The 13,365-nt window shown below is 64.1% G+C and carries 6 protein-coding genes; all 6 read right to left on the bottom strand.

Annotation, left to right across the window (positions count from 1 at the left end; genetic code table 11):
• Positions 1–13 precede the first annotated feature (13 nt).
• Positions 14–1,204 (bottom strand): elongation factor Tu, encoded by a 1,191-nt coding sequence (gene tuf, locus HPT29_RS09220; RefSeq protein WP_259060525.1) that lies wholly within the window; start codon positions 1,202–1,204, stop codon positions 14–16.
• Between the two features lie 45 nt (positions 1,205–1,249).
• A complete protein-coding gene (fusA, locus tag HPT29_RS09215) occupies positions 1,250–3,325 on the bottom strand; it encodes an elongation factor G (protein ID WP_173945006.1) in 2,076 nt (691 codons plus the stop codon).
• 19 nt (positions 3,326–3,344) lie between these two features.
• Positions 3,345–3,815, bottom strand: coding sequence for a 30S ribosomal protein S7 (gene rpsG / locus HPT29_RS09210; RefSeq protein WP_036358330.1), 471 nt, complete (start codon positions 3,813–3,815; stop codon positions 3,345–3,347).
• A 27-nt stretch (positions 3,816–3,842) separates the two neighbouring features.
• Positions 3,843–4,214, bottom strand: a complete 372-nt coding sequence (rpsL, locus tag HPT29_RS09205; RefSeq protein WP_009764294.1) for a 30S ribosomal protein S12 — start codon at positions 4,212–4,214, stop codon at positions 3,843–3,845.
• Between the two features lie 536 nt (positions 4,215–4,750).
• A complete protein-coding gene (rpoC, locus tag HPT29_RS09200) occupies positions 4,751–8,926 on the bottom strand; it encodes a DNA-directed RNA polymerase subunit beta' (protein WP_173945251.1) in 4,176 nt (1,391 codons plus the stop codon).
• Positions 8,927–9,036: 110 nt separating this feature from the next.
• Positions 9,037–13,167, bottom strand: coding sequence for a DNA-directed RNA polymerase subunit beta (rpoB, locus tag HPT29_RS09195; RefSeq protein WP_173945252.1), 4,131 nt, complete (start codon positions 13,165–13,167; stop codon positions 9,037–9,039).
• Positions 13,168–13,365: the final 198 nt, after the last annotated feature.

The following is a 13,365-nucleotide window of genomic DNA, read 5'->3' as shown; positions in this document are numbered from 1 at the left end:
TGATCCTCTAAAATCAATCCATCACGGCGGCGACGACGCCGGCGCCGACGGTACGGCCGCCTTCGCGGATGGCGAAGCGCAGCTTCTCTTCCATGGCGATCGGAGCAATCAGCTCCACTTCCATGGTGATGTTGTCGCCCGGCATCACCATCTCGGTGCCCTCAGGCAGCTTCACCACGCCGGTCACGTCCGTCGTGCGGAAGTAGAACTGCGGACGGTAGTTGCCGAAGAACGGCGTATGACGACCGCCCTCTTCCTTCGTCAGGATGTAGGCCTCGGCCTTGAACTTCGTGTGCGGCTTGATCGAGCCCGGCTTGCACAGCACCTGGCCGCGCTCCACGTCCTCGCGCTTCGTGCCGCGCAGCAGAACGCCCACGTTGTCGCCCGCCTGGCCCTGGTCGAGCAGCTTGCGGAACATCTCGACGCCCGTCACCGTGGTCTTCTGCGTGTCGCGCAGACCCACGATCTCCACTTCCTCGCCGACCTTCACGATGCCGCGCTCGACGCGACCCGTCACCACCGTGCCGCGGCCCGAGATCGAGAACACGTCCTCGATCGGCATCAGGAACGGCAGATCCACCGGACGCTCCGGCTGCGGGATGTAGCGGTCCACCTCGGCCATCAGCTCGAGAACCCGGTCCCGGCCGATCTCAGGCGAACGGTCCTCCAGAGCGCACAGGGCCGAGCCCTTCACGATCGGGATGTCGTCGCCCGGGAAGTCGTACTTCGACAGAAGCTCGCGCACCTCCAGCTCAACCAGGTCGAGCAGCTCGGCGTCGTCCACCATGTCGACCTTGTTCATGAACACCACCAGGGCCGGAACGCCCACCTGGCGCGCCAGCAGGATGTGCTCGCGCGTCTGCGGCATCGGGCCGTCAGCCGACGACACCACCAGGATCGCCCCGTCCATCTGCGCCGCACCCGTGATCATGTTCTTCACGTAGTCGGCGTGACCGGGGCAGTCCACGTGGGCGTAGTGCCGGTTCGTGGTCTCGTACTCCACGTGCGCGGTCGAGATCGTGATGCCGCGCGCCTTCTCTTCCGGAGCCTTGTCGATCTGGTCGTACGCCGTAAACGTCGCCCCGCCCGACTCCGCCAGAACCTTCGTGATCGCCGCCGTCAGAGACGTCTTGCCATGGTCCACGTGACCAATCGTCCCAATGTTGCAGTGCGGCTTATTGCGCTGAAACTTTTCCTTCGCCATCGTGGCACCCGTTCCTTTGATCGTTCAAATATTCGCTTAGTGGGTTCAGGCGTACTTCGCCTGAACCTCAGCAGCCACGTTCGACGGCACCTGCTCGTAGTGGTCGAACTGCATCGTGTAGTTGGCCCGGCCCTGGCTCATGGAGCGCAGGGTGTTCACGTAGCCGAACATGTTGGCGAGCGGGACCATCGCGTTGATGACCACGGCGTTGCCGCGCATGTCCTGACCCTGGATTTGGCCACGACGGGAGTTGAGGTCGCCGATGACTGAACCCGTGTAGTCCTCGGGGGTCACGACCTCGACCTTCATCACCGGCTCGAGCAGAACCGATCCGCCCTTCTGGAGGGCCTCACGGAGAGCGGCGCGAGAAGCGATTTCGAAGGCCAGGGCCGACGAGTCGACTTCGTGGAAGGCGCCGTCGATGAGCTCGACCTTGACGTCAACCACCGGGAAGCCGGCGATCACGCCAGCGCCGACAACCGACTGGAGGCCCTTTTCGACACCCGGGATGTATTCCTTCGGAACCGCACCGCCGACGATCTTCGACTCGAAGGAGAAGCCCGCACCCTGATCGTTCGGCTGGACAACCAGCTTCACGCGAGCGAACTGGCCGGTACCGCCGGTCTGCTTCTTGTGGGTGTAGTCGATCTCGGCCTTCTTCGTGATCGTCTCACGATAAGCCACCTGCGGAGCGCCGATGTTCGCATCGACCTTGTAGGTGCGACGGAGAATATCGACCTTGATGTCGAGGTGAAGCTCGCCCATGCCCTTCAGGATCGTCTGACCGGACTCCTGGTCGGTCGAGACGCGGAAGGACGGGTCCTCGGCAGCCAGCTTCGAGAGTGCCAGGCCCAGCTTTTCCTGGTCGGCCTTCGACTTCGGCTCGATGGCGATCTCGATCACCGGCTCCGGGAACTCCATGCGCTCGAGGATCACGGCCTTGATCGGATCGCAGAGCGTGTCGCCGGTGCGGACGTCCTTGAGGCCGGCCAGGGCGACGATGTCGCCGGCATAAGCTTCCTTGATGTCCTCGCGGTTGTTCGCATGCATGAGCAGCATGCGGCCGACGCGCTCCTTCTTGTCGCGGGTCGAGTTCAGGATCGAGGAACCGGCCTCGACCTTGCCCGAGTACACGCGGCAGAAGGTGATCGTGCCCACGAAGGGATCGTCCATGATCTTGAAGGCGAGCATGGCGAAGGGGTCCTGGTCGGACGGCTTGCGGACGGTCTCTTCTTCCGTCTTGAAGTCGATGCCTTCGACCTCGCCACGATCGACGGGGGACGGCAGGAAGTCGACGACGGCGTCGAGGAGCGGCTGAACGCCCTTGTTCTTGAACGCCGATCCGCACAGGACCGGGTGGAACGCGCGGCGCTGCACGGCGGTACGAACCAGGCGGCGCAGGGTCGCGTCGTCCGGCTCCTGGCCGTCCAGGTAAGCCATCATGGCCTCGTCGTCCATCTCGACGGCAGCTTCGATCAGCTTGCCGCGATACTCGACAGCCTGGTCCTTCAGGTCGGCCGGGATCTCTTCCTCGCTGAAGGAAGCGCCCAGAGCCTCGCCGTTCCAGACGATCGCCTTCATCTTGATGAGGTCGATCACGCCCTGGAAGTTGCTCTCGGCGCCGATCGGCAGCTGAAGGCAGACGGGCTTGCCGGCCACGCGGTCGATGATGTCGGCCACGCACTTGAAGAAGTCGGCGCCGGTCTTGTCCATCTTGTTGACGAACACGATGCGGGGCACGTCGTACTTGTCGGCCTGGCGCCAGACGGTCTCGGTCTGGGGCTCGACGCCCTGGTTGCCGTCGAGAACGCAGACGGCGCCGTCGAGCACGCGCAGCGAACGCTCGACTTCGATGGTGAAGTCGACGTGGCCGGGGGTGTCGATGATGTTCAGGCGCTTGTCGTTCCAGAAGCAGGTGGTGGCAGCGGATGTGATCGTGATGCCACGCTCCTGCTCCTGCTCCATCCAGTCCATGGTGGCGGCACCCTCGTGCACTTCACCGATCTTGTGGGACTTACCAGTGTAGTACAGGATGCGCTCGGTCGTAGTGGTCTTGCCGGCATCAATGTGGGCCATGATGCCGAAATTGCGGTAGTCCTCAATCGCGTGCGTGCGGGGCATCGCTCAGCTCCTCGGGCCGTTACCAGCGGTAGTGCGAGAACGCACGGTTGGCTTCCGCCATACGGTGGGTGTCTTCGCGCTTCTTCACGGCGTTGCCGCGGTTGTTGGATGCATCGAGCAGCTCGGCGGACAGACGCTCGACCATGGTCTTGTCGTTGCGTCCGCGGGCAGCCTGGATGATCCAGCGGATCGCGAGAGCCTGACGGCGCTCGGCACGAACCTCGACCGGGACCTGGTAGGTCGCACCGCCGACGCGGCGGGAACGGACCTCGATCGCCGGAGCGACGTTGTCGAGTGCCTGCTTAAAGACCTCGAGCGGGTTCGCCTTGGCGCGGCTCTCGATGCTGTCGAAGGCACCATAGACGATGCTCTCGGCAGCAGACTTCTTGCCGTCGTACATGATGGAGTTCATGAACTTGGTGACGACGATATCCCCGAACTTCGGATCCGGGATGATCTCACGCTTTTCGGCGCTGTGGCGGCGGGACATGAGCTGACCTCAATAACGGTTGACGGCTTACTTCGGCCGCTTCGCGCCGTACTTCGAACGACGCTGCTTACGATTCTTCACGCCCTGGGTGTCGAGAACACCGCGGAGGATGTGATAACGGACACCCGGAAGGTCCTTCACGCGGCCGCCGCGGATCATGACCACGGAGTGCTCCTGAAGGTTGTGACCTTCACCCGGGATGTACCCGATGACTTCGAACCCGTTCGTCAGACGAACCTTGGCGACCTTACGCAGAGCCGAGTTCGGCTTCTTCGGGGTCGTCGTGTAAACGCGCGTGCACACGCCACGCTTCTGCGGGCAGGCCTCAAGCGCGGGGACCTTGTTCCGGCTCTTTTGCGCCGTCCGCGGCTTGCGGATCAGCTGAGAGATCGTTGGCATCCTGTGCCCTCTTTCGCCAGCCACCGACCCGGTGGCCTTCTGAGTGTCTTCAACGGTTGAACGCTGCGCCCCGCTTCTGCGGACCTTTTGGGTTGCACAAAGCGAAGCCACGCCATTGACTCGGGTAAGCCCCTGGCGCGGTGCGATTGCAGAGGACCACGATTTTCGTCACCGCGGTCGTGCCCTAAATCTGACATGTGTCAGTCAAGGTTGAGTTCGGCAGCGTTTAGGTCGCATCGGTCGAAGCTAGGCGCTTCGACTGGCGAAAACCTACGGCCAGCCGGAAAGTCCGGTCTCTCTAGCGTCCGAGTCGCGGAAAGTCAACTGGTTTCCGCTAACCAATCGGAAAGGAACCGACCGGGAGGCTTGTCGCCGGGCTTCACTTGTATGTGGGAGCGGGGACGGCGGGTGCAAGGGTCGGGTGGGCTCGGCCCCGCGGAAGCCGCCAAGCTTGGCAGCCGTTCCGCCTCGCCCCTGCCGGACACGAAAAGGCCGCCCGGAGGCGGCCTTTCCAGTCGTACCGAAGCTCTGCAGCCTTATTCGGCTGCCGGAGGCAGTTCGCTGACCTGAGCCTGGGACTCGGAGCGCTTCTGCTGCAGGATCAGCTCGTCGCGATGGGTCGCGACGGCCTTGACCTGAGCGGTGAGCGCGCCGGTGCCGGCCGGGATCAGGCTGCCGACGATGACGTTCTCCTTGAGGCCCTCGAGGGTATCGACCTTGCCGTTGACCGCCGCCTCCGTAAGGACGCGGGTGGTCTCCTGGAAGGACGCCGCCGAGATGAAGGAGCGGGTCTGCAGCGAGGCCTTGGTGATACCGAGCAGAACCGGCACGCCTTCGGCGGGCTTCTTCTTCTCGGCCACGAGACGCTCGTTGATCTCCTCTAACTCGAGGCGATCGACCTGCTCGCCGTTGAGCAGCTCGGAATCGCCGCCCTCGGTGATCTCGACCTTCTGCAGCATCTGGCGAACGATCACCTCGATGTGCTTGTCGTTGATGAGCACGCCCTGGAGGCGATAGACCTCCTGGATCTCGTTCACCAAGTAGGCAGCCAGCTCCTCGACGCCCTTGATCGCGAGGATGTCATGGGGCGCAGGGTTGCCGTCGACGATGAAGTCGCCGACCTCGACCACGTCGCCGTCCTGCAGGTGGATGTGCTTGCCCTTCGGGATCAGGTACTCCACCGGCTCGGAGCCATCGTGCGGGTTCAGCGTTAGGCGACGCTTGCTCTTGTAGTCGCGGCCGAACTGGATCGTGCCGGACTTCTCCGCAATGATGGCCGCGTCCTTCGGACGACGGGCCTCGAACAGCTCCGCCACGCGCGGCAGACCGCCCGTGATGTCGCGGGTCTTGGCGCTCTCGGTCGAGACGCGGGCGAGGATGTCGCCGGCCTTGACCTTCGAGCCCGGATCGGACGCGAGGATTGCGTCGACGGGCAGCAGGTAGCGGGCGTCGCCGCCGCGGGCGACCTTGGCCACCTTGCCGCCGGCGCCCTGGATGACCACCGCCGGACGCAGATCGGCCGTACGCGGAGATCCGCGCCAGTCGATGACCACGCGCTTGGCGATGCCGGTCGACTCGTCCATCGACTCGATCATCGATGCGCCGTCGACCAGGTCCTCGTAGCCCACCGTACCGTCGATCTCCGTGAGGATCGGACGGGAATAGGGGTCCCACTCGGCGATGCGCTGGCCGCGCTTGATCGTGTCGCCCTCGTCGACCTTCAGACGGGAACCGTATTGCAGGCGGTGAACCGCCCGCTCGGTGCCGTCCTGGCCGATGATCACCACAGCCACGTTGCGGCCCATGACGACGAGGTCGCCGTCGGAGTTGCGCGCAATGTTCTTGTTGCGGAAGCCGATCTTGCCTTCGAAGCTCGACTCGATGAAGGACGAATCCGCGATCTGGGCCGCACCGCCGATGTGGAAGGTGCGCATGGTCAGCTGCGTGCCCGGCTCACCGATCGACTGCGCGGCGATGACGCCTACCGCCTCGCCGTGGTTGACCGGGGTGCCCCGGGCCAGGTCGCGGCCGTAGCAGGTGGCGCAGACGCCGTTCTTGGACTCGCAGACCAGCACCGAGCGGATCTTCACCTCCTGGATGCCGGCAGCGCCGATCGCCTCGAGATGATGCTCCTCAATCATCGTGCCCTGGGGCACGATGATGGTGCCGTCCTGAGCCACCAGGTCCTCGGCGGTCGAGCGGCCGAGGATGCGGGAGGCCAGCGACGCGACCACTTGGCCGGCGTCGATGATGGCCCGCATGCGGATTCCCCTCTCGGTGCCGCAATCCGGCTCACGGATGACCGCGTCCTGCGCCACGTCCACGAGGCGGCGGGTCAGGTAGCCCGAGTTCGCCGTCTTGAGCGCGGTGTCGGCCAGCCCCTTTCGGGCGCCGTGAGTCGAGTTGAAGTACTCGAGAACGTCGAGGCCTTCCTTGAAGTTCGAGATAATCGGCGTTTCGATGATCTCGCCCGACGGCTTGGCCATGAGGCCGCGCATCGCCGCGAGCTGCTTCATCTGTGCCGGCGAACCACGAGCGCCCGAGTGGGACATCATGTAGATCGAGTTCACCGGCTTGTCGCGACCCTGATCGTCCTTCTGGACCGTCGAGATCCGGTTCATCATCTCGGCAGCGAGGCGGTCAGAACACTTCGCCCAGGCGTCGACAACCTTGTTGTACTTCTCGCCCTGGGTGATGAGACCGTCCTGGTACTGCTGCTCGTAGTCCTTCGCGAGGGCACGAGTCTCCTCGACGATCTCCCACTTGTTCTCCGGGATCACCATGTCGTCCTTGCCGAACGAGATGCCGGCGCGGAACGCGTTGTAGAAGCCGAGACCCATAATGCGATCGCAGAAGATCACCGACTCCTTCTGACCGCAATGCCGGTAGACGGCATCGATCATGTTGGAGATCTCCTTCTTCGTCATGAGCTTGTTCACGACGTCGAAGGGGAGCATCGGGTGCTTCGGCAGGAGGCGCGAGAGCATCACGCGGCCGGGGGTGGTATCGACGATCTTGGAGACCGGCTGACCATCCTCGCCGAGGCCTTCCCAGCGGTAGCGGATCTTCGTGTGGAGCGTGATGACCTTCTCGTTCAGGGCGTGCTCGATCTCGCCCATGTCGGCGAAGGCCTTGCCCTGGCCGGGCTGGCCGTCCGACACGATGGAGAGATAGTAGAGGCCGAGAACGATGTCCTGCGACGGCACGATGATCGGCTGACCGTTGGCCGGGTGCAGGATGTTGTTCGTCGACATCATCAGCACGCGGGCCTCGAGCTGGGCCTCGAGCGAGAGCGGCACGTGGACGGCCATCTGGTCACCGTCGAAGTCCGCGTTGAACGCGGCGCAGACGAGCGGATGCAGCTGGATCGCCTTGCCCTCAATGAGGGTGGGCTCGAAGGCCTGGATGCCGAGGCGGTGGAGAGTCGGGGCGCGGTTCAGGAGCACCGGATGCTCGCGGATGACCTCGTCCAGGATATCCCAGACTTCCGGCTTCTCCTTCTCGACGAGCTTCTTCGCCTGTTTGACGGTGGCGGAGAGGCCCCGCGCGTCGAGCTTGGCATAGATGAACGGCTTGAACAGCTCGAGCGCCATCTTCTTCGGCAGGCCGCACTGGTGCAGCTTGAGCTCCGGACCGACCACGATGACCGAACGGCCCGAGTAGTCGACGCGCTTGCCGAGCAAGTTCTGGCGGAAGCGGCCCTGCTTGCCCTTCAGCATGTCGGCGAGCGACTTCAGCGGACGCTTGTTGGCGCCCGTGATGACGCGGCCGCGGCGGCCGTTGTCGAACAGTGCGTCAACCGCCTCCTGGAGCATGCGCTTCTCGTTCCGGACGATGATGTCCGGCGCACGCAGCTCCATCAAGCGCTTCAGGCGGTTGTTGCGGTTGATGACGCGGCGATAGAGGTCGTTCAGGTCCGAGGTCGCGAAGCGGCCGCCGTCGAGCGGCACGAGCGGACGCAGATCCGGCGGGATCACCGGCACGACCGTCATGATCATCCATTCCGGCTTGTTGCCGGACTGGACGAAGGCCTCGATGATCTTGAGGCGCTTCATGAGCTTCTTGGGCTTGAGCTCCGACGTGGTGACGGCGATCTCCTCGCGGATCTCCTGCGCGGTTTTCTCGAGGTCGAGCTCCTGCAGGATCCGGCGGATGGCCTCCGCGCCGATCATGGCCGTGAACGAGTCCTCGCCGTACTCGTCCTGAGCACGGATATACTCCTCCTCAGTGAGGAGCTGACGGTCCTTCATGGGCGTCAGGCCAGCATCGACGACGATGTAGGACTCGAAATAGAGGATGCGCTCCAGATCCTTCAGGGTCATGTCGAGCAGCAGACCGATGCGGCTCGGCAGGGACTTCAGGAACCAGATATGCGCGACGGGCGCGGCGAGCTCGATGTGGCCCATGCGGTCGCGACGGACGCGGGCCAGCGTCACCTCGACGCCGCACTTCTCACAGATGACGCCCTTGTACTTCATGCGCTTGTACTTGCCGCACAGGCACTCGTAGTCCTTGATGGGACCGAAGATGCGCGCGCAGAACAAGCCGTCGCGCTCGGGCTTGAACGTACGGTAGTTGATGGTCTCCGGCTTCTTGATCTCGCCATAGGACCAGGACAGAATCTTCTCAGGGCTCGCGATCGAGATCTTGATCTGATCGAAGCTCTGCGGCTGGGCCGTCTGGTTGAAGAGATTCATGACCTCTTGATTCATCGCCGTCTCCTGGGCTGAAGGGCGCTTACATAAGCACCCTCACCGGCAATTGCATGGGGCCGCGGCAGGAAAGCCGCGGCCGAACGTCAAACTTGATGCGCCGGAGGCGCTTATTCGGCGGCCTCGGACGGAGGCAGCTGCTCCTGCTCGTTGGCGGCGCGCTTGGAGTTGGTCAGCTCCACATTCAAGCCGAGCGAGCGCATTTCCTTCACGAGAACGTTGAAGCTCTCCGGAATGCCCGACTCGAAGGTGTCGTCGCCGCGCACGATGGCCTCGTAGACCTTCGTACGGCCGGCCACGTCGTCCGATTTGACCGTGAGCATTTCCTGGAGCGTGTAGGCGGCGCCGTACGCTTCCAGAGCCCAGACCTCCATCTCGCCGAAACGCTGGCCGCCGAACTGGGCCTTGCCGCCCAGCGGCTGCTGGGTGACGAGGCTGTAGGGGCCGATCGAGCGGGCGTGGATCTTGTCGTCCACGAGGTGGTGGAGCTTCAGCATGTAGATGTAGCCCACGGTCACCTTGCGGTCGAACGACTCGCCCGTGCGTCCGTCATAGAGCGTCACCTGACCCGACGGGTTGAGGCCGGCCTTCTCGAGCATCGCCTCGATATCCGCCTCCTTGGCACCATCGAAGACGGGCGTGGCGAAGGGGACGCCGCGGCGCAGCTTGTTGCCGAGCTCGACGAGTTCCTCGTCCGAAGCCTCCTCGATCTCCGGCAGGTTGCCGTAGATCGACACCAGCTGCTCCCGCAGACCCTGCGACTTGCCCGACTTCATGTAGGCGTCGACGGCCTGCGCGACCTGCTTGCCGAGACCGGCGGCAGCCCAGCCCAGGTGCGTTTCGAGGATCTGGCCCACGTTCATGCGGCTCGGCACGCCCAGCGGGTTGAGCACGATGTCCGCGTGGGTGCCGTCCTCCAGGAACGGCATGTCCTCGATCGGCACGATCCGCGACACGACACCCTTGTTGCCGTGACGGCCGGCCATCTTGTCGCCGGGCTGGATCTTGCGCTTCACAGCCACGAAGACCTTGACCATCTTCATGACGCCCGGAGGCAGCTCGTCGCCGCGCTGCAGCTTCTCGACCTTGTCGAGGAAGCGCTGCTCGAGGCGCTTCTTCGACTCGTCGTACTGCTTCTGCATGGCCTCGATCTCGGTCATCAGAGCATCGTCTTCGACCGCGAACTGCCACCACTGCGACCGCGGGTACTCGTTGAGGAGCTCGCGGCTGATCTGCGTGTCCTTCTTGAAGCCCTTCGGGCCCGCAACGGCGCTCCGGCCCGAGAGGATCTCGGCCAAACGCGCATAGGTGTTGCGATCGAGGATCGCCTGCTCGTCGTCGCGGTCCTTCGCGAGACGCTCGATCTCCTCGCGCTCGATGGCCTGGGCGCGCTCGTCCTTGTCGACGCCGTGACGGTTGAAGACGCGGACTTCCACGATGGTGCCGGTCACGCCCGGGGGCACGCGCAGCGAGGTGTCGCGGACGTCCGAGGCCTTCTCGCCGAAGATGGCGCGCAGAAGCTTCTCTTCCGGCGTCATCGGGCTCTCGCCCTTCGGGGTGATCTTGCCGACCAGGATGTCGCCCGCATGGACTTCGGCCCCGATATACACGATGCCGGCCTCGTCGAGGTTCTTCAGCGCCTCCTCCGACACGTTCGGAATGTCGCGCGTGATCTCCTCAGGACCCAGCTTCGTATCACGGGCCATCACCTCGAACTCTTCGATATGGATCGAGGTGAAGACGTCTTCCTTCACGATCCGCTCGGAGAGCAGGATCGAGTCTTCGAAGTTGTAGCCGTTCCACGGCATGAACGCGACGAGCACGTTCCGGCCGAGCGCCAGCTCGCCGTATTCGGTCGAGGGACCGTCGGCGATGATGTCGCCCTTGCGCACGAGGTCGCCGGCACGCACCAGCGGCTTCTGCGTGATGCAGGTCGACTGGTTGGAGCGCTGGAACTTCTGCAGGCGGTAGATGTCGACGCCCGGACGGGTCGGATCGGTGTTCTCCGTCGCGCGGATCACGATACGGGTCGCGTCCACCTGGTCGACCACGCCGGTGCGGCGGGCCGCGATGGCGGCACCCGAGTCGCGGGCCACGACGGCCTCCATGCCGGTGCCGACGAACGGAGCGTCCGCCTGGACCAGAGGCACGGCCTGGCGCTGCATGTTCGAGCCCATGAGGGCGCGGTTCGCGTCGTCGTTCTCGAGGAACGGGATGAGCGCGGCCGCCACCGACACGAGCTGCTTCGGCGACACTTCCATCAGGTCGACGCGATCGGGAGCCGCCACGATGTTTTCACCGGCACGGCGGCAGATCACGAGCTCTTCCGTCAGGGTCCCCTGGCCGTCGAGCGGCGAGTTGGCCTGGGCGATGTTGTACTTCGCCTCCTCCATGGCGGAGAGGTAGATCACCTCGTCCGTCACGCGGCTGTCGCGGACGCGGCGGAACGGCGTCTCGATGAAGCCGTACTTGTTGACGCGGGCGAAGGTCGCGAGCGAGTTGATCAGACCGATGTTCGGGCCTTCCGGCGTCTCGATCGGGCAGATGCGGCCATAGTGCGTCGGGTGCACGTCGCGCACCTCGAATCCGGCGCGCTCGCGGGTCAGACCACCCGGGCCGAGGGCCGAAAGGCGACGCTTGTGCGTGACTTCGGACAGCGGGTTCGTCTGGTCCATGAACTGCGACAGCTGCGAAGATCCGAAGAACTCGCGCACCGCGGCAGCCGCCGGCTTCGCGTTGATCAGGTCCTGCGGCATGACCGTGTCGATATCGACGGAGGACATGCGCTCCTTGATCGCGCGCTCCATGCGGAGCAGACCCAGGCGGTACTGGTTCTCCATGAGCTCGCCGACCGAACGCACGCGGCGGTTGCCGAGGTGGTCGATGTCGTCGATCTCGCCCTTGCCGTCGCGCAGGTCCACGAGCGCCTTCGTGACCGCCAGGATGTCCTCGCGGCGCAGGGTGCGCACGGTGTCCTCGGCGTCGAGGTCGAGGCGCATGTTCATCTTCACGCGGCCGACCGCCGAGAGGTCGTAGCGCTCGGGATCGAAGAACAGCGAGTTGAACATGGCTTCCGCCGTCTCGAGGATCGGCGGCTCGCCCGGACGCATGACGCGGTAGATGTCGAACAGGGCGTCCTCGCGGGAGGAAGCCTTGTCGATGGCAAGGGTGTTGCGGATGTACGGACCGACCGTGACGTGGTCGATGTCGAGCACCGGGATTTCGGTGAACCCGGCATCCTCCAGACCCTTGAGCAGCTTCTCGGTGATCTCGTCACCCGCTTCGGCGTAGATTTCGCCCGTCGAGGGGTTCACGAGGTCTTCGCCGATGTACTGGCCGTACAGGTCTTCGTCCGAGGCGCGCAGGTTCTTGAGGCCCTTCTCGGCGAGCTGGCGGGCGGCGCGCGCCGTCAGCTTCTTGCCGGCCTCGAGCACGACCTCTCCGGACTTGGCGTCGACCAGGTCCACGGAGGCCTTGAAGCCCTTCATGCGCTCGGCGTCGAACGGCACCGACCAGGCGTCGCCGTCGCGGGTGTAGATGACGTGGTTGTAGAAGGTGTTGAGGATCTCCTCCCCGTCGAGTCCCAGGGCGTAGAGCAGCGACGTGGCCGGGATCTTGCGCTTGCGGTCGATACGTGCATAGACGATGTCCTTGGCGTCGAACTCGATGTCGAGCCAGGACCCGCGATAGGGGATGATGCGGGCGGCGAACAGCAGCTTGCCCGAGGAGTGCGTCTTGCCCTTGTCGTGGTCGAAGAACACGCCCGGGGAGCGGTGCATCTGGGAGACGATGACGCGCTCGGTGCCGTTCACGATGAAGGTGCCGTTATCCGTCATGAGCGGCATGTCGCCCATGTAGACGTCCTGCTCCTTGATGTCCTTCACGGAGCGGGCGCCGGTGTCCGGGTCCACATCGAACACGATGAGGCGCAGCGTGACCTTGAGCGGCGCAGCGAAGGTCATGCCCCGCTGACGGCACTCGTCCACGTCATATTTCGGCGGCTCGAACGTGTATTTCACGAACTCGAGCAGGGCAGTATTCGAAAAGTCCGAAATCGGGAAAACCGATTTGAAGACGGCTTGCAAGCCCTCTTCCGGCCGGCCACCCTTTGGTTCTTCGACCATCAGGAACTGGTCGTAGGATGCCTTCTGAACCTCGATCAGGTTCGGCATCTCCGCCACTTCCTTGATTTTCCCGAAGAACTTGCGAATGCGCTTCCGGCCGATCAGTGTGTTGGCCATCTGGACCTCGTTCCTCATACACGGCTAATCGAGAACCCCGGTGGGTCAGGCTTCTCGATTAGCCGCCCGGCCAAAAGCGCCGGTTTTTCGAACCAATCCGGGCTCGCGGCGAGCCCTTCCAAAAATGCCGTCACCGAAGCTTGGCCTCTTTGACGACACAACGGCCCCAAGCGAAATTGCTTGGGACCGTGTGTTTTT

The sequence above is a fragment of the Microvirga terrae genome, assembly GCF_013307435.2.
GTDB classification, from domain to species: Bacteria; Pseudomonadota; Alphaproteobacteria; order Rhizobiales; family Beijerinckiaceae; genus Microvirga; species Microvirga terrae.
The sequence above is the reverse complement of the archived record's forward strand: the minus strand, read 5'-3'. Positions and strand labels throughout refer to the sequence as shown.

What these genes read in the sequence shown, in the direction of transcription:
- fusA (WP_173945006.1), bottom strand. Translation starts at nt 3,325, where the DNA reads ATGCCCCGCACGCACGCGATTGAGGACTACCGCAATTTCGGCATCATG.
- tuf (WP_259060525.1), bottom strand. Translation starts at nt 1,204, where the DNA reads ATGGCGAAGGAAAAGTTTCAGCGCAATAAGCCGCACTGCAACATTGGG.
- rpsG (WP_036358330.1), bottom strand. Translation starts at nt 3,815, where the DNA reads ATGTCCCGCCGCCACAGCGCCGAAAAGCGTGAGATCATCCCGGATCCG.
- rpoC (WP_173945251.1), bottom strand. Translation starts at nt 8,926, where the DNA reads ATGAATCAAGAGGTCATGAATCTCTTCAACCAGACGGCCCAGCCGCAG.
- rpsL (WP_009764294.1), bottom strand. Translation starts at nt 4,214, where the DNA reads ATGCCAACGATCTCTCAGCTGATCCGCAAGCCGCGGACGGCGCAAAAG.
- rpoB (WP_173945252.1), bottom strand. Translation starts at nt 13,167, where the DNA reads ATGGCCAACACACTGATCGGCCGGAAGCGCATTCGCAAGTTCTTCGGG.